This is a genomic window from Rhizobium sp. Leaf306 (assembly GCF_001423425.1).
Classification (GTDB): domain Bacteria; phylum Pseudomonadota; class Alphaproteobacteria; order Rhizobiales; family Rhizobiaceae; genus Neorhizobium; species Neorhizobium soli.
The window spans coordinates 1,088,069-1,107,565 of record NZ_LMNX01000002.1; the positions used below are offsets into that span (position 1 = coordinate 1,088,069).

General features: G+C 60.6%; 19 protein-coding genes. 3 read left to right on the forward strand and 16 right to left on the reverse strand.

Going from position 1 to position 19,497, the window contains the following annotated elements; genetic code table 11:
• Both ASG19_RS13035 and yajC read right to left on the reverse strand, forming a co-directional pair.
• A complete protein-coding gene (locus ASG19_RS13035; protein WP_062457520.1) occupies positions 1–387 on the reverse strand; it encodes an Mth938-like domain-containing protein in 387 nt (128 codons plus the stop codon).
• 59 nt (positions 388–446) lie between these two features.
• Positions 447–800 (reverse strand): preprotein translocase subunit YajC, encoded by a 354-nt coding sequence (gene yajC / locus ASG19_RS13040; protein WP_062457522.1) that lies wholly within the window; start codon positions 798–800, stop codon positions 447–449.
• 212 nt (positions 801–1,012) lie between these two features.
• Between yajC and ASG19_RS13045 the strand changes: the two genes are divergently transcribed.
• Positions 1,013–1,882 carry an ATP-binding protein gene (locus tag ASG19_RS13045; protein ID WP_062457525.1) on the forward strand — a complete coding sequence of 290 codons (870 nt, stop codon included), beginning with the start codon at positions 1,013–1,015 and terminating at the stop codon, positions 1,880–1,882.
• 77 nt (positions 1,883–1,959) lie between these two features.
• On the opposite strand, the gene ASG19_RS13050 is transcribed toward ASG19_RS13045, so the two are convergent.
• The 13 genes from ASG19_RS13050 to ASG19_RS13110 all read right to left on the reverse strand — a co-directional run bounded on the left by ASG19_RS13050 (position 1,960) and on the right by ASG19_RS13110 (position 17,210).
• Entirely contained in the window at positions 1,960–3,549 is a 1,590-nt protein-coding gene (locus tag ASG19_RS13050; protein ID WP_062457528.1) for a peptidoglycan DD-metalloendopeptidase family protein, read from the reverse strand.
• Between the two features lie 156 nt (positions 3,550–3,705).
• A complete protein-coding gene (locus tag ASG19_RS13055; RefSeq protein ID WP_062457531.1) occupies positions 3,706–4,359 on the reverse strand; it encodes a protein-L-isoaspartate(D-aspartate) O-methyltransferase in 654 nt (217 codons plus the stop codon).
• 31 nt (positions 4,360–4,390) lie between these two features.
• Complete coding sequence (surE, locus tag ASG19_RS13060) at positions 4,391–5,146, reverse strand: 5'/3'-nucleotidase SurE (protein ID WP_062457534.1); 756 nt, start codon at positions 5,144–5,146, stop codon at positions 4,391–4,393.
• A gap of 11 nt (positions 5,147–5,157) precedes the next feature.
• Positions 5,158–6,438, reverse strand: a complete 1,281-nt coding sequence (gene serS / locus ASG19_RS13065) for a serine--tRNA ligase (RefSeq protein ID WP_062457537.1) — start codon at positions 6,436–6,438, stop codon at positions 5,158–5,160.
• 54 nt (positions 6,439–6,492) lie between these two features.
• Complete coding sequence (tatC, locus tag ASG19_RS13070) at positions 6,493–7,317, reverse strand: twin-arginine translocase subunit TatC (RefSeq protein WP_062457539.1); 825 nt, start codon at positions 7,315–7,317, stop codon at positions 6,493–6,495.
• Positions 7,317–8,072: a Sec-independent protein translocase protein TatB gene (gene tatB, locus ASG19_RS13075; protein WP_062457542.1), complete on the reverse strand. Its 756-nt coding sequence runs from the start codon at positions 8,070–8,072 to the stop codon at positions 7,317–7,319. The genes tatC and tatB overlap by 1 nt, the downstream gene beginning before the upstream one ends.
• A 31-nt stretch (positions 8,073–8,103) precedes the next feature.
• A complete protein-coding gene (locus ASG19_RS13080) occupies positions 8,104–8,334 on the reverse strand; it encodes a twin-arginine translocase TatA/TatE family subunit (protein WP_062457545.1) in 231 nt (76 codons plus the stop codon).
• 195 nt (positions 8,335–8,529) lie between these two features.
• Positions 8,530–9,225 carry an SMC-Scp complex subunit ScpB gene (gene scpB, locus ASG19_RS13085; RefSeq protein ID WP_244476165.1) on the reverse strand — a complete coding sequence of 232 codons (696 nt, stop codon included), beginning with the start codon at positions 9,223–9,225 and terminating at the stop codon, positions 8,530–8,532.
• A gap of 17 nt (positions 9,226–9,242) precedes the next feature.
• The gene (locus ASG19_RS13090; protein WP_062457551.1) at positions 9,243–10,091 is read right to left on the reverse strand and encodes a ScpA family protein; all 849 of its coding nucleotides are present in this window, start codon (positions 10,089–10,091) and stop codon (positions 9,243–9,245) included.
• A 25-nt stretch (positions 10,092–10,116) separates the two neighbouring features.
• Complete coding sequence (gene nagZ, locus ASG19_RS13095) at positions 10,117–11,133, reverse strand: beta-N-acetylhexosaminidase (RefSeq protein ID WP_062457553.1); 1,017 nt, start codon at positions 11,131–11,133, stop codon at positions 10,117–10,119.
• A gap of 78 nt (positions 11,134–11,211) precedes the next feature.
• A complete protein-coding gene (locus ASG19_RS13100; protein WP_244476154.1) occupies positions 11,212–13,956 on the reverse strand; it encodes an SPOR domain-containing protein in 2,745 nt (914 codons plus the stop codon).
• Between the two features lie 212 nt (positions 13,957–14,168).
• Positions 14,169–15,926 (reverse strand): arginine--tRNA ligase, encoded by a 1,758-nt coding sequence (argS, locus tag ASG19_RS13105; RefSeq protein WP_062457559.1) that lies wholly within the window; start codon positions 15,924–15,926, stop codon positions 14,169–14,171.
• Between the two features lie 63 nt (positions 15,927–15,989).
• Positions 15,990–17,210, reverse strand: a complete 1,221-nt coding sequence (locus ASG19_RS13110; RefSeq protein WP_062457562.1) for a deoxyguanosinetriphosphate triphosphohydrolase — start codon at positions 17,208–17,210, stop codon at positions 15,990–15,992.
• A gap of 186 nt (positions 17,211–17,396) precedes the next feature.
• Between ASG19_RS13110 and erpA the strand changes: the two genes are divergently transcribed.
• The gene (gene erpA, locus ASG19_RS13115; protein WP_062457564.1) at positions 17,397–17,726 is read left to right on the forward strand and encodes an iron-sulfur cluster insertion protein ErpA; all 330 of its coding nucleotides are present in this window, start codon (positions 17,397–17,399) and stop codon (positions 17,724–17,726) included.
• 95 nt (positions 17,727–17,821) lie between these two features.
• The gene (gene xth, locus ASG19_RS13120) at positions 17,822–18,631 is read left to right on the forward strand and encodes an exodeoxyribonuclease III (RefSeq protein WP_062457566.1); all 810 of its coding nucleotides are present in this window, start codon (positions 17,822–17,824) and stop codon (positions 18,629–18,631) included.
• A gap of 55 nt (positions 18,632–18,686) precedes the next feature.
• Here the strand turns inward: xth and exoR are convergent, their stop codons facing one another.
• Positions 18,687–19,481 (reverse strand): exopolysaccharide production regulator ExoR, encoded by a 795-nt coding sequence (exoR, locus tag ASG19_RS13125; RefSeq protein ID WP_062457569.1) that lies wholly within the window; start codon positions 19,479–19,481, stop codon positions 18,687–18,689.
• Between the last annotated feature and the right edge of the window lie 16 nt (positions 19,482–19,497).

The window sequence follows — 19,497 nt, forward strand, 5'->3', positions numbered from 1 at the left end:
TCAGACGGCAATCAGCGCGACGGCGACGGCACGGGATTCGGCGAGCATGATATTGTAGGTGCGCACGGCAGCACCGGTGCTCATCGGGTCGGAAGAGATGCCCTTCGCCTTCAATGCGGCTTTCACCTCTGCAGGTATCGGCTTCAGGTTCTGGCCCGTGCCGATCAGCAAGACCTCAATGCCTGAGGCTTCGTCGAGGACCTTGTAGAGGGAGGATACCGTAAGGGGCTCACCTTCGCTCAGATCCCAGCCGTGTATCCCTGAGGGAAGGCAGAGGATCGACCCGCGATGCGACATGTCGGCAAAACGGAAACCGCCATTGCCGTAGGCATCGATCTGGGCGCGACCGGGGAAATGGGCTTCGCGTATCTCGATCCCTTTTGCCATTACCGCGTCCTTGATTGATTAGAAAATGGAAAGGCCCGCCAGAGCGGGCCTGCCGGATGTCAGGACGCGGTGTCGGCCTTGACAGGCTCGCCCTTGACGCGGACTTCGGCGATGTAGGCGCGCATTGCGCGGACCTTTACGCCGTCGGCGATTTCGACTTCGACTTCGTTGTCATCGACAACCTTCGAAACCCGGCCGACGAGGCCGCCGCCAAGCACAACCTGGTCGCCACGGCGAATGCTCGTCAGGGTCTCCTGGCGTTTCTTGGCCTGGGCGCGCTGCGGACGGATCAGGAAGAAATACCAGACCACCATCAGAGGTGCGAAGAGCAGCACCATCTGCAGAATCGAGTCTGTTGCGGAAGCCGCCGGCGCCGCTCCACCCGCCTGCGCGAATGCCTCAGTAATGAACATCAAGAACTCCTAAACGATAAGCGGAGGCGCCGAGCCCCCTGTCATAAGCCGCCGGAATATAGTTGTGACACGGGGGAATGCAACAGAAAGCGGTCCTCCCGCGTACTGAATCCACGGCTCTACGGCTTTTGATGCAATAACGAGCATGTTACCTGCTGAAAAAAGCGACCGAGAGGGCGCGACCGACGACCAAAAGTCTTGAGGAATACCAGATGACCGACGAGTTCAACGCCCTGATCCTTTCTGAAGTGCGCAGGCTCGCCGACGCGGTCGAGCGGCTGGCGGGCCCTCCACCAGCGGTCAATGACTGGACTGTCGCGGATTGCTTTGTCTGGGTGCCGACAAGCCAGCGCCTGCAGCCCGTGCCACGCCCCAACCGCGTGGCCCTCACCCTGATCCGTGGCGTTGACCACGTGCGCGACATCCTGCAGGAAAACACGTTGCGGTTTGCCGAAGGTTATCCGGCAAACAACGTCCTTCTCTGGGGCGCGCGCGGCATGGGCAAGTCGTCGCTGGTCAAGGCCGTGCACGAGGATATCCGCGCGTCGACCGGTGTCTCGCTGAAACTGGTCGAAGTCCACCGCGAGGATATCGCCTCGCTGCCGGCGCTACTCGACATCCTCAAGGCATCCGGCCATCGCATCATCGTGTTTTGCGACGATCTGTCCTTCGACAACGACGATACGGCCTACAAGTCTCTGAAGGCAGCGCTCGACGGTGGCATAGAAGGCCGGCCGGACAACGTCCTGTTCTACGCCACATCGAACCGGCGCCACCTTTTGCCGCGGCATATGCTGGAAAACGAGCAGTCGACGGCGATCAACCCGTCCGAAGCGGTCGAGGAGAAGGTTTCGCTCTCGGATCGTTTCGGGCTTTGGCTCGGGTTCCACAAGTGTAGTCAGGACGACTACCTGACCATGATCGACGGCTATGCCGACCATTTCGATCTCGGCCTCAACCGCGAAACCCTGCACCACGAGGCGCTCGCCTGGGCGACGACGCGCGGCGGGCGTTCCGGCCGCGTCGCGTGGCAGTATATCCAGGATCTCGCCGGGCGGATGCGCAAGACACTCACGCCGTGAGTTCTTGAAGCAGCCCAAAACGAAAAAAGCGCAGCCGAAGCTGCGCTTTTCTCCCGTCCCCTTGAAACGCACTACAATTATTCAAGGAAAGTGATGGGGTTGACCGGTGTCGCATCCTTGCGCACCTCGAAGTGGACCTGCGGACGCTGAGCGTCGCCGCTCATGCCGGACGCCGCGACAGTCTGGCCGCGGGTGACCTTCTGGCCGCGCGTGACGTTGATGTTGCCGGCGTGGCCGTAAACGGTGACCTTGCCATCGTCGTGGCGAACCAGAACGGTGTTTCCGAGCTGCTTCAGGCCGTTGCCGGCATAGATGACGACGCCGTTTTCTGCAGCCTTGATCGGCGTGCCCTCGGGAACCGAGATGTCGATACCGTCATTGCGGCTGCCGTTGACGTTGGCGCCGTAGCCGGCGATGACCGCACCGCTGACAGGCCAGCGGTATTTGGAAATGCCGGTCGACTGTGGTGCAGCAGCAGACACATCGGACTTCTTCTCGACGTCCGACAGCGATGCTGTTTCCTGTGGCGCAGGCTTTGCGGGTGCTGCTTCGGCGACAGGCGACGGTGCAGCAGGCTTAGGCTGGGCAGCCGGCTTTTCCGGGATGGATGCGGTTCTGACCGGATCGGTCGCAACCGAGCTACCACCGACCTTCAGGGTCTGGCCAATTCGTACACCGTCAGCCGACAAGCCGTTTGCGGCCTTCAGCTGATCAATCGGCGTGCCGGTTTCGCGAGCGATCTTTGCAAGGCTGTCGCCAGGCTTGACCGTGTAGGTGCCACCGAGAGGCTTTCCGCCCGGAGGTGAGATCTTGCCAGGCTCCGCCATCGCCTTGTCGCGGGTCGGCGTTGGCAGAACGGCAACCTTCTGCTCGGTCTGCTGGGTGGGCGCTGGCGCCTTGTTCTGCAGGTCGATATCGGACGCCGCAGTCTTCGCGGAATTGCGGGACGGGCCGAAGGTCGGGATGACAATCGTCTGGCCCGGCTTCACAGCGCCGCCATTGGCCTTCAGGATTTCCTTTTCAGGAACGCCGTAGCGGGAAGACAGGGTCGATGCGGTCTCGCCTGCCCTGAGCGTTACCCGCGGAGCGTTGACCGAAGACCAGCCGGACATCGGCTTCGTCGAAGCCGTTGTCAGGTTGTCGCCTCGAGCGGTCGACGGTGTGGGAGCCGTCAGAGACTGCGAACTACCGCTACGACCCGGGTATGACTGGGCCATGGATTCCTGGCGAGTGCCCGGACCGCGGTCAGCCGCCATCGGTGCACGGGACGCCATGGGAGCCGACGCCTGAGCAGAAGGCATGCCGGGAGCTGCCAACTCGTTGCGCTGGACGGCCATCGGCGCCGAAGCGGCGCGGGCCGGTGATGAATAGCCGCCGGACTGGGCCGGATAAGGCTGGTTCATCGCGGTATTTCGCGAACCGTAATCCTGCTGGACCGGTGCCACCGCCTGGCCCGACCGCACATCGTCGCGCGGCATTGGCGCCTGGCCATAGGCCCCGCCGACCGGACGCTGGGGTATTGAAGCCGTTGTCAGCTCATCTTTGGAGAACAGCCCGGAGAAACGGCTCGAATCCGAGCTGCAGCCAGTGGCCGCACTCGCAAGCAAAGCCGCAACTGCGAGCTTAGCTACTGATTTTCCGACTTTTTGTGCACTGTTGACACGCATGGACTCGACCTACACTCACGCAACCATCGTGGGAGTCATTAAAGCGCGTTAGTCTTACTGTGGGGTTAAAGTGTCGGAAGAGATGCAATTTTTTTGATAATTCGCTAACCATGAGTTGGAAGCGCGTGGCAGGAGCGGAACCAATGCCGAACCAGCTTAAAGCGCTGCCGCCATCTGCGGAATGATCGGCAGGAATGGCACGGTGAACAGGTCTTCCCGTTCGAATCGGCTCCCGGTCTTGGTGAGCCTCACCATCATGCAGGTCTCGTCGTCGCCGATCAGCGGCGCAACCATCGAACCGCCATGGGTCAGCTGCTCCGCATAGAATCGCGGCAGAACCGTAAATGCCGTGGTCACGAATATCCGATCGAACGTGCCCTCGCCCGGCATCCCGTTGCTGCCATCCGCCTGTCGTACGATGACGTTGCGCATTCCAAGTGCGTCAACGCGGGCCTGCGCCGCAACGGTGAGCGTCTTATAGCGATCTACGGTCAGCACCCGTTCTGCGATGCGGCCGATCACGGCGGCTGTAAAACCGCTGCCGGTACCGATTTCGAGAACACGATGACCGGGTTTCACCTGCAGAGCGGCCAGAAGGCGAACCGCAAGATCTGCTCCTTCCATAAAGGCACCGCAATCGATCGGGACCGTGCGGCTGGAATAGGCTTCCTGAGAAAGCGTGGGCGGCACGAACTGCGAACGAGGCGTCTGCTCGACGGCAGTCAGAAGGTCGATATTAGAAATGCCTGCGGACCGGAGCCGCAAGACAAGTGCAGCAAACCCTTCCTTCTCGACCATGCCCGATTTCAAGCTGTCACTCCGCCTGCCACGTTATCTGGGTTCAACCCAGCGCCTTCATCAAGCGATCCTGCACCGAATAGTCGGTCAGGTCCAGTTTCAGCGGTGTTACTGAAATGCGATTGGCCTTGATGGCGTTGATGTCGGTGCCCTCCGCCTGGCGGCCGACACGCGAGGCAAAGTACAGCCAATAGTATGGGAAGCCTCGACCATCCTGGCGTTCGTCGATCGCCACGTCGAAATCGGTCTTGCCCTGAGACGTGACTTCCGTCCCCTGGACATCGTCAGGCGCGCAGGCCGGGAAATTGACGTTGAGAAACGTGCCGGCCGGAAGGTCCGTATCCAGCAATTTGCGGATCAGGCCCGGGCCATGCGATTCGGCCGTATCCCAAGGCAGGACGCGGCCGTTCTCCTTGCGGTAGGCCTGGCTGAGCGCGATCGACCGGACGCCTTGCAGAGTGCCCTCGATGGCGCCTGCGACCGTGCCAGAATAGGTCACGTCGTCGGCAAGGTTGGCACCGACGTTGACACCCGACAGAACGAGATCCGGCTTGCCCCCCATGACGTGGCGCATCGCCATGATGACGCAGTCCGTCGGCGTGCCGCGCACGGCATAGTGCCGGTCGCTGATCTCGCGCAGGCGCAGCGGCTCCGACAGGGTCAGGGAATGCGCATAACCGCTCTGGTCGGTTTCTGGCGCAACAATCCAGACGTCATCGGAAAGCTGGCGGGCAATCCGTTCGAGAACCGCCAGGCCTTCCGCGTGGATACCGTCGTCGTTGGTGAGCAGGATGCGCATTCAGGGCTGCCTTATGCTTTTTCTATTTTGGTCAGGCCGCCCATATAGGGCAGAAGCGCGTCCGGGATCGTAACGGAGCCGTCTTCATTGAGATAATTTTCGAGGACTGCGATCAGGCAGCGGCCGACGGCAGTGCCCGAGCCGTTCAGCGTGTGAACAAATTTCAAAGCCTTGTCGTCCTTGCCGCGATAGCGCGCGTTCATCCGGCGGCCCTGGAAATCGCCACAGACCGAGCAGGACGAGATTTCGCGGAACGCATCCTGTCCCGGCAACCAGACTTCGATGTCATAGGTCTTGCGGGCGCTGAAGCCCATGTCGCCGGTGCAGAGCGTCATCGTCCGAAAATGCAGGCCGAGACGCTTGAGGACGTTTTCGGCGCATTCGGTCATCCGCTCGTGCTCGGCGATCGATGATTCCTGATCCGTGATCGAGACGAGCTCGCATTTCCAGAACTGGTGCTGGCGCAACATGCCGCGCGTATCGCGACCCGCAGAACCGGCTTCCGAACGGAAGGACGGGGTAAGCGCCGTAAAGCGCAGCGGCAGCTTTTCGGCGTCCAGAACCTCGCCCGAAACAAGGTTGGTCAGCGTCACTTCGGCCGTTGGGATAAGGTAGCGGCCATCGGTCGTCTTGAAGAGATCTTCCTCGAACTTCGGCAACTGGCCTGTGCCGTACATTGCCTCGGACTTTACCATCAGCGGCGACGACACTTCCGTGTACCCGTGCTCGCTGGTGTGCATGTCGATCATGAACTGACCGATTGCCCGCTCAAGACGGGCGAGCGGTCCGGTCAGCACCGTAAAGCGCGAGCCCGAGAGTTTTGCGGCGCGCTCGAAATCCATATAGCCGAGCGCTTCGCCGATCTCGAAATGCTCCTTGGCGGGATGATTCCAGCCGGGCTTCGTTCCGATCGTGCGCGTGACGACGTTGCCTGATTCGTCCTGGCCGACGGGGACATCGTCGAGAGGAATGTTTGGAAGGCGCGACAGCGCGTCATCGAGCGCTGCGACAGCTGCCCGTTCTTCCTGCTCGGCGGCCGGCATCGTGTCCTTGATGGTGGCGACTTCCGCCTTCAGCTTCTCGGCGAGTTCGGTATTCTTCTGCGCCATCGCATTGCCGATCTCCTTGGAGGCGGCGTTACGGCGCGACTGCATATCCTGAAGCGTCTGGATGACGCTGCGGCGGGTATCGTCCATCGCAAGCAGGGTGGCAGCCATTGGCTCGGCGCCGCGCTTGTTCAGCGCTGCGTCGAAAGCTTCCGGATTATCGCGGATCCACTTGATATCGAGCATGATTCTTGGCCTTCAAAGCATGAGGCCGCTGCGATATCGATCGAGAGAAAAACCTCAGGCCTTCTCCGTCTCTGCGACGTCAGACGAGGCCTCATCACTCGAAGCGTCCTCATCGCGTCTGCGCTCGACGAGTCGCGCGGCGTAGATGGAAATCTCGTAGAGAAGGATGGTCGGTATAGCAAGACCGATCTGGGACATCGGATCCGGCGGCGTCAGGACGGCGGCAACGACGAAGGCGATGACGATCGCGAACTTACGCTTCTCGCGCAGCCACTTGCTGGACAAGATGCCCACGCGAGCAAGCAGCGTCGTGACAACCGGAAGCTGGAAAACCAGTCCAAAGGACAGAACCAGCGTCATGATGAGGCTGAGATATTCCGAAACACGCGGAAGAAGCGAGATCCCCACTTCACCTTCGGTCGGCGCCTGCTGCATGGCCAGGAAGAACCACATCACCATCGGCGTGAAGAAGAAGTAGACGAGTGCCCCTCCAAGCAGGAACAGCACAGGCGAGGCAATCAGGAACGGCAGGAAGGCTGCCCGCTCGTTCTTATAGAGCCCGGGAGCCACGAACTTGTAGATCTGCGAGGCAATCACCGGAAAGGCAATGACCAGCGCGCCAAACATCGCAACCTTCACCTGGGTGAAGAAGAATTCCTGCGGCGCGGTGTAGATCAGTTCGGATTTCGCGATATCGAGCTTCGCCCAGATGACCGCCCACTTGTAGGGAATGACGAGAAGGTTGAAGAGCTGTTTTGCGAAGAAGAAGCACACGACGAAGGCGAGGAAGAAAGCGCCGATCGACCAGATGAGCCTTGTCCGCAACTCCATCAGATGCTCGATAAGCGGCTGCGGCTTATCTTCGTAATCACCGCTCATCAGGCATCGTCCTTCGGGGTATCGACAGGCTTCTTCGGGGTACGCTTGCGGGCGGCTGCAAGCTTGACGGCCGTCTCAGTCGTTTCAGGTGCGGACACCGGGACCTTGGCCACGCGAACACGTTTCGGCTGTTCGGCAGACGTCGCCACTGGGGCAGGCTTCTCCGCCCTCGTGGATCTGCGTGTCGTTGCAGGCTTATCCACAGCTGCCGGTTCACCCGTGGCCGCCAATTTCGGTGCGCGAGGCTTTCTAACGCGGCCGGGTTCGGCAGGCGTTGTCGCCTCCGCTGGTGCCGGCGTCACAGCAGAGTACGTCGGCGCAGCAACAGGAGATGCCGTGACGGGCGTAACCGGCACAGCCGCAACAACAGGCGCCGTATCGGCGACCGGAGCACCCTCGACAGCATGCTGCGCTTCGACATCCGTACTAACCGGCGTCGGCGTCGACGGCATATGCGTCGCCTTCTGCAGATCGTTTCGGATGTCCTGACCCATCTGGCGAAGCGGATTTATCGCGTCGCGCAGGCTGTTGGCGGGATTGAGGCTCTTGGCGTCCGAAATCGTCTTCCGGACGTCATCCATGTCTGCCTCGCGAAGCGCCTCGTCGAACTGCGTCCGAAAGTCACCCGCCATCTTGCGCAGGTTTGATGTCATCTTCCCGAAAGCGCGCAGCATGGGCGGCAAGTCCTTGGGACCTACGACCACGATAAGCACAATGGCAATGACAAGTAGCTCGGTCCAACCGATATCCAACATTCAGCGAGGCTCCTGAAACCCTCCCGACCAATTAAGACCGAGTGGTTTCCTTGATCTCGTCGGGCTTGTGATCGACCGTCCTGCCGCCGTTCACAGTATCGGTAGGCTTTGCCTCAGGGGCATCCTCGTCCGCCATGCCTTTTTTGAAGCTCTTGATGCCTTTGGCAAAGTCGCCCATCAGCTCAGGAATCTTGCCGCGTCCGAACAGGACAAGCACGATGACTAGAACGATCAGCCAGTGCCACACACTAAAAGAACCCATAGTCTAACTCCATTGGAACGTGACCCCGATGTAAGCTTTTTAAGTTTGTTTTTCAAACACCAAATACGTTGCACGAAAAGCTATGAACGGATGACTTTCGCAATCTAGCGACGCTGCTGTCGGCAACGGACAATCACGCACGGTCCATATTCGGGAACACGGGAATAATAAGGGGAAAGCTGGCTGAAACCCCTGCTAGCCATCACCGTCGCCGGTTGGAGGCAGCAAGCCAAGCTCCTCCAGATCAAGCTGGGTGATGGGGTCTTCCTCGTCCGAAAGCTCGTCCTCACCGCCCGGAACCGGCACCGAAAAGCCGGATGGAATGCGGCCAGATAGAAGTCCCGCGCCCTTCAATTCTTCGAGACCAGGAAGATCGCGTAGCTCTTCCAACCCGAAATGATCGAGAAAATCTCCTGTCGTTCCGAGTGTCACCGGTCTGCCCGGCGACCGACGCCGACCGCGGAAACGAACCCAGCCGGCTTCCATCAGTACGTCAAGCGTACCTCTTGAGGTCTGGACGCCGCGAATATCCTCGATCTCGGCGCGGGTCACAGGCTGGTGGTAGGCGATGATGGCAAGCACTTCGAGGGCGGCCCTCGACAGCTTCTTCACGTCGCTGTCGTCTTTGCGAATGACGAAGGAAAGGTCTGCTGCCGTGCGGAAAGCCCAGCGATCAGCCACCTTGACCAGGTTCACTCCGCGTGAGGCATAGATGCCCGCCAGTCTCTGCATCACGGCCTGGATATCTTCTCCCCGTGGAAGACGCTCAGCCAGAAACGCTTCAGAGACAGGCTCCGCCGATGCAAACACGAGGGCTTCGGCGATCCGCTCGACCTCCTCCGACGAGTAGGGCACCGGCACAATGTCATCCACTGCCGCGTCGTCGTCCATCGCGCCCTCGATCTGGCTCATTCGGCTGTCCCTGCCTTTAGAGGCAACGTCTCGGCCTTCGGCCGCCCGGGTCCCTTTCTGAGATAGATTGTCTGGAAAGCGCCATCCTGGCGGATCTCGAGCTGTCCTTCGCGCACCAGTTCCAACGAGGCGGCAAAGGCGCTGGCAGTCGCAGTGACGCGATCCTGCGGCGGCAGATACGGCAGAAGGTACTGCTGCAGGGCCGTCCAATCGCCGATCTCGCCCAGCATGCGGTTGAGAAGGTCCCTCGCCTCAACCAGCGACCAGACCTTGCGGCGTTCGATCGTGACATGGGTGATGGCGTTGCGCTGTCTAAGATTTGCGTAGGCCGACAACAGGTCGTAGAGCGATGCGTCATAGGCCGACGGCCTGTGCTGCGGAATATGCTCCGGTGCCCCACGTGCAAAAATATCGCGACCGAGTCGGTTACGGTTGACGAGCTGGGCGGCTGCATCGCGGATTGCTTCCAGCCGTTTCAACCGGAAGGCAAGCGTTGCTGCCAGTTCCTCGCCGGTCGGGCCGTCGTCGATCTTGATCTGCTTGGGGATCAGCAACCGCGACTTGAGATAGGCGAGCCAAGCTGCCATCACGAGATAGTCGGCTGCCAGTTCGATCCGAACGCGCCGCGCGCTGTCGACGAATGTGAGATACTGCTCGGCGAGTGCCAGGACAGAGATCCGCGACAGATCCACTTTCTGGCTGCGAGCAAGATGCAGCAGAAGATCGAGCGGTCCCTCGAAGCCCGCGACGTCGATCACCAGTGAAGGATCATCGATCGCCCGCTCGGTCACGTCCTGCCACATCTTGTCCATCGGAATGGCATTTTCAGCTTTTGTCATCGCCATTCCGATCCGTCTTCACTGTCGGCGGTCAGGCGACCCCAATCAGTCCGTGGAATTCGTCGCGAAGCGTGTCTTCCTGTGCATCATCAGCAACCGGGAAACCTTGCTCCACCGCTTTGGCACGTCGAAGCGCCTCGCCGCCAAGCGGGATCGCCTCATTCACCACTGCCCTCATTTCGTCCATCAGGCCGTTGCAATGCAAGACGATATCACAACCGCCCCCAACGATTCTCGCCGCGCGCTCGCCGATCGTGCCCTTTAGGGCGTTCATCGAGCTGTCGTCGGACATCAGCAGGCCATCGAAGCCGATATGACCGCGAATGACATCCTCGATGACTTTCCGAGAAATCGTCGCCGGCTCTTCCGTGTCGATCGCGGTGAAGACGATATGCGCGCTCATCGCCATCAACTCGTTCTTGAGCGCCACGAAGGGCAGGAAGTCATGCGCTTCGAGTTCCGCCCGCGATGCCGATACGACCGGCAGTTCATGATGCGAATCGGCCAAGCCGCGGCCGTGGCCCGGGATGTGCTTCATCACAGGAAGCATGCCGCCAGCCTTGAGGCCATCGGCCGCAGCCTGCCCCATCTGGGACACCGTCTTCGGATCGAAGCCGTAGGCCCGGTCGCCGATGACGTTGCTGGCGCCTTCCACCGGTACGTCCAGGACCGGCAGGCAGTCGACGTTGATGCCGAGCTTCATGAGGTCGAAGGCGTGCAGCCGCGACATCAGCCATGCGGCGCGCAAGCCCATTTCACGGTCATTCTTGTAGAGAGCCCCCAAGGCGGCGGCTGACGGATAACGCTCGATCATCGGCGGACGGATACGCTGAACGCGGCCACCCTCCTGGTCGATCAGGACAGGCGCCTCCGGGCGGCCGACGGTGTCGCGCATGGCTGCAACCAGATCAGTGATCTGGGCCGGCTCGACACAGTTGCGGGCAAAGAGAATGAAACCCCAGGGACGCTCATCCCGGTAGAGCAGGATTTCGTCCTGGGTAAGCTGCGGGCCGCTGGAGCCCAGGATCATCGCTTTCGATTCGGTCATGTTCGATCCTAGAATGCTGGGAGCAGAATAGAAAACGGGGCGCTGTGCGCCCCGTTCGATGGTTTCTCGTCAAAGATCTCAGCGAGCGACGAGGCAGGTGCCGCCGACACCGCGATACTTTTCGCAGAGTGCTACGGCTTCCGTCTTGCTGCCGGCCGGGATCCGAACGCGATAGAAGGTACCCTTGCCGGCGATTTCAGCAGCCTTGATATCGACCCCACGCCCGCCGATCACGTTGCCGAACTTCGACGACAGGTTCTGGTAAGACCTCTGAGCGTCAGCCTGGGATGGCAGCGATGCGATCTGGATGACGTAGCCGCCCTCGCCGACCGACGCGACCTGTGCATTAGCAGCGGCAGGAGTTGCCGAAACCGGCTGAACCTGTGCTGCGGGAGCGCGAACGTTGCCCTGATCGCTGACGGATGCGACGACATTGACCGGCTGCTGCGAAGGACGAACCTTCGGGACCGGCGCCTTCGCGACAGCAGCAGGTGCCGAAGTGTCCAGTGGCGCCATAGTGGCTGCCGTCATCGGCGCAGACGCCGGGATGATTTCGGCAACCGTGCTGGCAGCAGGTGCAGATGCGGCGATCGCAGCGGCCGGAGTGACTGGCTGGGCCAGTTCCGGAGACTTCACCGAAGCCGCCGGCATCTTGCCTGTATGCGCCGCAGCAAGCGCCGGAGCCGGCACTTCCTGTTCGACGAGCTTGCCATCCGGACGCACGATCATCGTCTTTACCCGACGCGGTGTAACGGTGAGAGGATCCTGTCCGCCCGTCGAAGCAACCTGCTGGCCCTGATCGGGAAGCAGACGTGCATCCTGGGTCTCGCCGGTATCAGTCGGATCGATATCGTTTTCGCCTTCGAGCGGAAGGCTTTCCGGCATCAGCGTCTTTTGGACGACATCGACCGGCTGCTCTTCGCTGGAGATCAGCGCTTCCTGCTTCGGCGTTTCGGATGCAGCGCCGGCAACGCGGTCGTAAACAGCCTTGTCCTGATTCGGAACGGTCTTGCCACCCGGATTTTCCGGGACAACCTTTACCGGATCGGTATCGGCTGCGATGACGACCGGCTCGCCGCCCATCATCCGCGAAGGTCCGCTACCCAGCATCGTGTAGGCACCTGCGCCGGCAACGACCAGGACGCCGACAACGGCGATGGGAAGAAGCCACGTCCGGGACGCCGACCGGGGCGAACGCTGGTCGAGGTCGTTTTCGTATCCGTTGAGATCGCTGTCATGGTCGTTGGCCGGAAGCGGCGCGACAAGGCTGCGACGGAAGTCTTCTTCCAGGGCCCGCTCGAAATCGTCGAGGTCGGGGTAAGCGCTGCCCGATGTCTGCCGAGGCTGCTCTGGGAAATTGCCGGCAGCGACGGAAGCCGGGGCAGCCGCCTCCTGATGCCGCGGTGCCGGAGCAGTCTGCGACGTCGGGTTTACCAAGAGCGCCGCGAGTTCTGCATCGATATCGATATCGTACTCGGACGCGTAGGCAGGCTCTTCTTCCGGCTGCTCGACTGGCAGGTCCGGCACGTTGAGATCGGCGATAGCCTCGACATGCTCTTCCGATTCGGAAATCATCGCCGCATCGAACGGCATTTCCGCTTCGACGACGGCGACTTCTTCTTCCGGCTCAGGCGCTGCTGCAACGATGGGTGCTGCCGCAGCCGCGGGCGTCAAGACGGCGGCAGGGATTGCCGCGGCAGGCGCCACCGGCTGAACGGAGTTTTCCGCCACCACGATGTCGGCTAGATCAAGTTCGAGATCGTCAAGCGCCAGTTCAAAGTCTTCGTCGGCGAAAGGATCGAAGTCATCTGCCAGGTCGGCGACGGGTGCCGCCTGCTGAACAGTCGGCGTTGGAACCGGCGTCGGGATCACGGGCGCCGCCACAGCGGCAACGGTCGCAGCGACGGCGATTGGCTGCGGCTTGGAGGCCGGAGCCTGCGGCAGTTCGAGTTTCGGCTCGGCGCGAACAGTCGCAGGCGCTTCCTGGCTGACCGGGAAACGGGCAACGTCATAAACCAGCTCGTCAAGCGGCGAAAATTTCTGCGCCTCCAAAGTGGGCTGGACGACCTCTTTCACAGCGACCGGTTCAGCAGCGCGAGGCTGTTCAACCGGGGACGCAACGGCCTTGGGCTGGACAACCGGCGGCTTTTCGACGGGGCGTTCCAGCGGCGTGACACCGGCGTTCAGACCGAAATTCGCAAGCGGCATGCGGAAGCCCGGCGTGTAACCGGTGCTCTTGCGGGGTTCAGCCCGAACAGGCTCCGGCGCCGAAACCATGGGAGCTGCGACGACTGGCTCGGCTGCAACGGCGAACGAGCTCTCCAGCTCAGACGCCAGATCAAAAGCGTCAACCGACGGTTCCTGCCTGGACTGAGTCGCAGGCTGATAGTCATCGGCGCCTTCTACCTCCGCACGGAGTGTAGGAAGGCCATGGAAATTTGACGGGTCGAAATTCGGCTCGGCCGGTGCACGATGAGCATCGACGGCAGGCGAAACAGCTTCCGCCTCTGCAGGTGCTGCACCAAACGGATCGACGGAAAATTCCGGAGCATCGAAAGGGTTGAGATCTTCCTGCTTCTGCGACACCACCGACTGGACCGGCTGTTCGAAAACCGGCTCGCGTTCGATGGGAGGCTCATAGGCAATAGAAGGCGCAGCCTGATAGCCGTGTTCGACCGGCAAAGGCGCCTCCACGCGGGAAGGCTTGGCGTCGAGCGGGATAGCGTTGACCGGATCGATCCGCGGAGTATCGTATTGCTCGAATTCCCTCAGCAACTCGTCTTCGAGATTGAAGGCCGGCTCGCGGCGGGCAGATGCCGCCATTGGCGCAGAACCCACGGAAGGGGCAGCCGGATTAGCGACTGTCCGTTCCTCGTAGCCTACGATGCGAGCGAGCTCTGCCAGAGGATCGCCGTCAGCAAAAAATTCCGGGGCGTCATTCCGGCTACGCGCTAGGTTGTTGTCCGCCATTCGCTCGTCCACTCACCACCATTACAACTCATCTGCCAGTGCAATGTGGGGAAATGAGGGCGTTTCTACCGCATTTCCTCAGGTGCCGCTGTACCTGTGATTGCAAGTCCCGACTTCAGGACACAGGCGACTGCGTGCACCAGTCCAAGCCTGGCAATGCTCAATTGTCGGTTTTTATCGTTAACAAACCGTAATTCCGGTTGGTCCTTGCCCTTATTCCAGTGAGCATGGAAGAAACTGGCCAGATCATAGAGGTAAAATGCGAGCCTGTGCGGCTCCTGTGCCAGAGCTGCAGCTTCGACGATTCGCGGATATTCCGCAAGCTTCGCGACCAGCTGAAGCTCGCTCTTGTCGGTGATTTCGTCAATGTTTTCAGCGAAATCGAGCGTCTCGGTATCCAGACCCGGAAACGCCTCCCTTGCCTGGCGGAAGATCGACATGCAGCGGGCGTGGGCATACTGGACATAAAAGACAGGGTTGTCTTTCGACTGCTCGGTCACCTTGGCAAAATCGAAATCGAGCGGCTCCGAGCTCTTCCGGTAGAGCATCATGAAGCGGACTGAGTCGCGACCGACCTCGTCCACGACGTCACGTAGCGTCACGAAGTCGCCGGAGCGCTTCGACATCTTGACCGGCTCGCCGTTACGGTAAAGCTTGACGAGCTGGCAGAGAAGAACAGTGAGCTTTGACTTGCCTTCGGAGACGGCGCGCGCCACGGCCTCGAGCCGCTTGACGTAGCCACCGTGGTCGGCACCGAGCACGTAGATCATCTCATCGTAGCCGCGGTCGAACTTGTCCTTGAAATAGGCAACGTCGGCGGCGAAATAGGTGTAGCTGCCGTCCGACTTGATCAGCGGACGATCGATATCGTCGCCGACTTCGGTCGAGCGGAACAGCGTCTGGTCGCGGTCTTCCCAGTCTTCGGGAAGCTGACCCTTCGGCGGCGGCAGCTTGCCCTTGTAGACATGGCCCTTGAACGTCAGATCGTTGATCGCCGCACGGATGCGCTGCGCGCCGTCCGCATGCAGCGTGCGCTCGGAATAGAACACGTCGTGATGCACGTTGAGGGCTTCGAGATCTTCGCGGATCATGGCCATCATCGCGTCGATGGCCTTCTCCTTGACGATCGGCATCCACTCGTCTTCGGGCATGGCATGCAGCCGGGGACCGTATTCAGCGGCCAGAGCCTGCCCGACCGGGACGAGGTAGTCGCCCGGATAGAGGCCAGCCGGAATCTCGCCGACTGCTTCGCCCAACGCCTCGCGGTACCGGATGAAGACCGAGCGGGCCAAAACGTCGATCTGGCTGCCAGCGTCGTTGATGTAGTATTCCTTGGTGACGTCATAGCCGGCAAAGGCCATCAGATTGGCGAGCGCATCGCCCACGACAGCGCCGCGGCAATGACCGACATGCATCGGCCCCGTCGGATTGGCCGAGACATACTCGACGTTTGCCTTGCGACCGGCACCGACATCCGAGCGGCCGTAGTCCGTCCCTTGCGCAATCATCTTGGCGAGCATCTGCTGCCAGTATCCGGTGGAAAGCCTGATATTGATGAAGCCGGGACCGGCAACGGAGACTTCCGAAATATCCGCGTCGCCACGCAACGCTTCGGCGATGATCTCGGCGAGCGCGCGCGGGTTGGTGCCGAGAGGCTTGGCAAGCACCATCGCTGCATTGGTCGCGACGTCGCCATGGCTCTGATCGCGCGGAGGCTCGACCGTGAGGCGTCCGAAATCAACCGCACTTCGATTTTCTCGAATGATTTCGAGAGTTTCTAGCGCGTTCTTAATTCTATTGTCGAATTCGGCAAAAAGATTCATATGTTTACATCCGCTCAAAGTGTTTTGGGCGGGCCCCTCGAAGCCATTGGTGTCGGGCAGGCCCTAGCGCAAATCAGGAGTCTGGTCAAACAACTCGGCATGGACGCGGGTTGCGTAGGTGTCGGTCATACCGGCAAGATAATCTGCAACGTGGCGCGCACGGGCCGCCTCCGGGACGCCGTTCATCTGCTTGACCCAGTAGTGGCCTTTCATCAGCGCCGGGTCGTCCATGTAGCGATGGAACAGGTCGACGACGATCTGCGAGGCGCCGGCCCGGATGCGCATGATTTCGGGGTGCCGGTAGATCCGGGAGAACAGCACTCGTTTGATCTGCTTGTCGGTCTGCGCCATCTCGTTGGAGAAGGTCGAGATCACCCTTTCCGCCATGCGCACATCTTGTGCGCTCTCGGGTGCAAGCTCTCTAAGGTTCTTCTGGGAGACCGCGATAACGTCCTCGACCATGTGGGTGATCTGGCGGCGCGTCACTTCGTAGGCAAAGCGGGTCGGGTCCAGATTGGGGTATTTCGTCCTCACTTCCTGCATCAGTCCGGCGAGGAACGGCACCTCCTCCAGCATATCGAAAGTGAGCAGGCCAGAGCGAAGCCCATCGTCGATATCGTGGGTGTTGTAGGCAATGTCGTCGGAAATCGCCGCGACCTGGGCCTCCAGGCTGGCATAGCTCGAAAGCTCGAGATCGTGCAGGAGGCAGTAGTCGCGGATCGGCTGCGGCAAAGGACCGTGGGAACCCTCGCTGCCGTCGGCCATCATCAAAGGGCCATTGTGCTTGACGAGACCCTCAAGCGTTTCCCATGTCAGGTTGAGACCGTCGAACTCCGCGTATCGCCGCTCAAGCTTGGTGACGATCCGCAGCGACTGGGCATTGTGGTCGAACCCGCCATATGGCTTCATCAGCTCATCGAGCGCATCCTCACCCGTATGTCCGAAGGGGGTGTGGCCAAAATCGTGAACGAGCGCGACGCCTTCTGCCAGATCTTCATCCAGCTTCAGGGCACGGGCCAGCGCGCGGGCCACCTGCGCCACTTCGATCGTATGGGTCAGCCGCGTTCGGTAATGGTCGCCGTCAGGACTGATAAACACCTGTGTTTTGTGCTTGAGCCTGCGAAACGCCGTCGTATGGACGATACGGTCACGATCGCGCTGAAACTCCGAGCGCGTCAGGCTGCTCGCTTCGGGAAACAGGCGGCCCCGCGAGGCCCAGGGATTGGATGCATATAACGCTCGCTCACCCCCACCGAAACCAAGTACCCCCGTATCGATCGCCATAACCGTCCTTAATGCCTCAAGCGTGCCTGCGTGTTGTCGTGTATGGGTACGCCCCATTGACGCGCCGTTCAGGTCTTCATACCTATAGTGTTGCCGTGTGCAACGGCAGTGACATCCATCTTCGAGTTATCAGGGTGCCTTTACCCAAGACTCACCGGGCCTTTACCCCGGCAGGAGACCATTGAAATGACGATGAACGTAACTCTCTCCGATGCTGCAGCCAAGCGGATCGCCCAAATCGTTGCGGCAGAATCCGAAAAGCAGTCTCTGCGTGTTTCTGTTGAAGGCGGCGGCTGCTCCGGTTTCTCCTACAAGTTCGACCTCGCGGGCGCGCCGGAAGCAGATGACGTGGTGATCGCCAACGGCGATGCCAAGGTGCTGATCGACAGCCTGTCCATCGTCTACATGGAAGGTTCAGAGATCGACTTCGTCGATAATCTGCTTGGCCAGTCATTCCAGATCAAGAATCCGAACGCGGTCGCAAGCTGCGGCTGCGGTACCAGCTTCGCCATCTAAGATCTTCCAATCGTCCCGATCAGATTGCCACTCGACCCTTCCCATCAGCTTGTCTTTCGATAAAAGGATAGGCTGAAGACGGAAGGACGACTGCAATGAAGATTGCCACCTGGAACATCAACGGCGTCAAGGCGCGGATCGATAATCTGCGTCAGTGGCTCGCCGACTCGTCGCCGGACATCGCCTGCCTCCAGGAGATCAAATCCGTCGACGAAGGCTTTCCGCGGCTCGAGATCGAATCGCTCGGCTATCATGTCGAGACACACGGCCAGAAGGGCTTCAACGGGGTGGCGATCCTGTCGAAGATAAAACCCGACGAAGTGATGCGCGGTCTACCCGGTGCCGTCGGTCCCGACGGACAAATTGACGAGCAATCGCGCTACATCGAATGCGTCTTTTCCGTTCAGGGCGGCGTGATCCGCGTTGCGTCGATCTACCTGCCCAACGGCAACCCGTCCGATGACCCGGTCAAGTACCCGTACAAGCTTGCCTGGATGGAACGGCTGCGGCTGCATGCCCAGCAATGCTTGGCACTCGAAGAGCCACTGATACTCGCCGGCGACTACAACGTCATTCCCGAGCCTCATGATTGTTTCGATCCGGCCGCATGGGCGACAGATGCGCTCTTCCTGCCGAAAACGAGGGCGGCATTCCGTGCGCTCGAAAATCTCGGCCTGACGGACGCCGTTCGCGCAACCACGGATGCCACCAAGCTCTATACGTTCTGGGATTATCAGGCGGGCGCCTGGCAGAAGAACAACGGCATCCGCATCGATCATCTGATGCTGTCGCCGGAAGCTGCCGACCGGTTGAAGGCGACGGTCATCGAGAAGCATGTGCGCGGATGGGAAAAGCCGTCCGACCATGTCCCGGTCGCCGGGATTTTCGATTTCGCGCCGGTCTGAGCGATTCTTGTCCCTGATCGTCCGGATCTAACAGGAAGCAGCGAACGCCGCTTCCTCAGTCCATACCCTTGGCAAACTCATGCGACAGCGCGATCGCACCGCGACGGTCTTCCTCGCTTGCCATGGAAAAAGCCTGCTCCTGCAAGGGCTCCATCCAGATACAGTCCTTCGTGCTGCACTTGTCGAGTGCAGCCGTCAGGAAGGCGAGACCGCGGACCGTCTGTCCCTCGTCGAACAGGATGTTGCCGAAAACGGCCATGGCGCCCGGATGGCCGCTCTTGCGGGCCTGGTTCAGCCACTTCTTCGCCTGCTGAAGGTTTGGCGATCCGCCCTCGCCTGCAAGAATCATCTTGGCAAGCTGGAACTGCGCCTCCGCGACACCGAAGGTCGAAGCGACCTGAAAATAGATCTGCCGCGCCTGGGCAAGATCGGGCTTCACCGGTGTATCGGGGATGCCGCGGCGATAGTAGGTCGCAAGCGACAGAAGCGCGTTGACAAAAAAACCGGTATCTTCCGAGCCGGGTTCGACGCCCTGCGTGGCGATCTCGTTATAGATCTTGAACGCCTCGAGATCGTTCTTCGTGACGCCATCGCCGAAGGCGTACATGTTCGCCAATGCCCAGCGGGAACCGGTATGTCCCTTCTCGGCGGCATAGCGATACGCTTCGACCGCGTCTTCCTTCTGGCCGTTCTTGTAGGCCTTGAAGCCGAACTTGAAGAGGTCGAAGGGACCCGATTCCTTGGTCACGCCGGATTGGATGTCGAACGCAGCTGCCGAGCCCACCACAGCCGAGGTGAGCGACACGCCAAGAAGCAATACTTTCATGGACACAATGCCAAACTTCGACATGTTTCAGTTTCTTCCC

Coding starts and splice junctions, on each gene's coding strand:
- nagZ (WP_062457553.1), bottom strand. CDS start 11,133: ATGACCGAATCGAAAGCGATGATCCTGGGCTCCAGCGGCCCGCAGCTT.
- ASG19_RS13050 (WP_062457528.1), bottom strand. CDS start 3,549: ATGCGTGTCAACAGTGCACAAAAAGTCGGAAAATCAGTAGCTAAGCTC.
- surE (WP_062457534.1), bottom strand. CDS start 5,146: ATGCGCATCCTGCTCACCAACGACGACGGTATCCACGCGGAAGGCCTG.
- argS (WP_062457559.1), bottom strand. CDS start 15,926: ATGAATCTTTTTGCCGAATTCGACAATAGAATTAAGAACGCGCTAGAA.
- ASG19_RS13045 (WP_062457525.1), top strand. CDS start 1,013: ATGACCGACGAGTTCAACGCCCTGATCCTTTCTGAAGTGCGCAGGCTC.
- ASG19_RS13080 (WP_062457545.1), bottom strand. CDS start 8,334: ATGGGTTCTTTTAGTGTGTGGCACTGGCTGATCGTTCTAGTCATCGTG.
- ASG19_RS13035 (WP_062457520.1), bottom strand. CDS start 387: ATGGCAAAAGGGATCGAGATACGCGAAGCCCATTTCCCCGGTCGCGCC.
- ASG19_RS13110 (WP_062457562.1), bottom strand. CDS start 17,210: ATGGCGATCGATACGGGGGTACTTGGTTTCGGTGGGGGTGAGCGAGCG.
- yajC (WP_062457522.1), bottom strand. CDS start 800: ATGTTCATTACTGAGGCATTCGCGCAGGCGGGTGGAGCGGCGCCGGCG.
- scpB (WP_244476165.1), bottom strand. CDS start 9,225: ATGGACGACGACGCGGCAGTGGATGACATTGTGCCGGTGCCCTACTCG.
- erpA (WP_062457564.1), top strand. CDS start 17,397: ATGACGATGAACGTAACTCTCTCCGATGCTGCAGCCAAGCGGATCGCC.
- tatB (WP_062457542.1), bottom strand. CDS start 8,072: ATGTTGGATATCGGTTGGACCGAGCTACTTGTCATTGCCATTGTGCTT.
- serS (WP_062457537.1), bottom strand. CDS start 6,438: ATGCTCGATATCAAGTGGATCCGCGATAATCCGGAAGCTTTCGACGCA.
- ASG19_RS13100 (WP_244476154.1), bottom strand. CDS start 13,956: ATGGCGGCATCTGCCCGCCGCGAGCCGGCCTTCAATCTCGAAGACGAG.
- xth (WP_062457566.1), top strand. CDS start 17,822: ATGAAGATTGCCACCTGGAACATCAACGGCGTCAAGGCGCGGATCGAT.
- ASG19_RS13090 (WP_062457551.1), bottom strand. CDS start 10,091: ATGGCGATGACAAAAGCTGAAAATGCCATTCCGATGGACAAGATGTGG.
- tatC (WP_062457539.1), bottom strand. CDS start 7,317: ATGAGCGGTGATTACGAAGATAAGCCGCAGCCGCTTATCGAGCATCTG.
- exoR (WP_062457569.1), bottom strand. CDS start 19,481: ATGTCGAAGTTTGGCATTGTGTCCATGAAAGTATTGCTTCTTGGCGTG.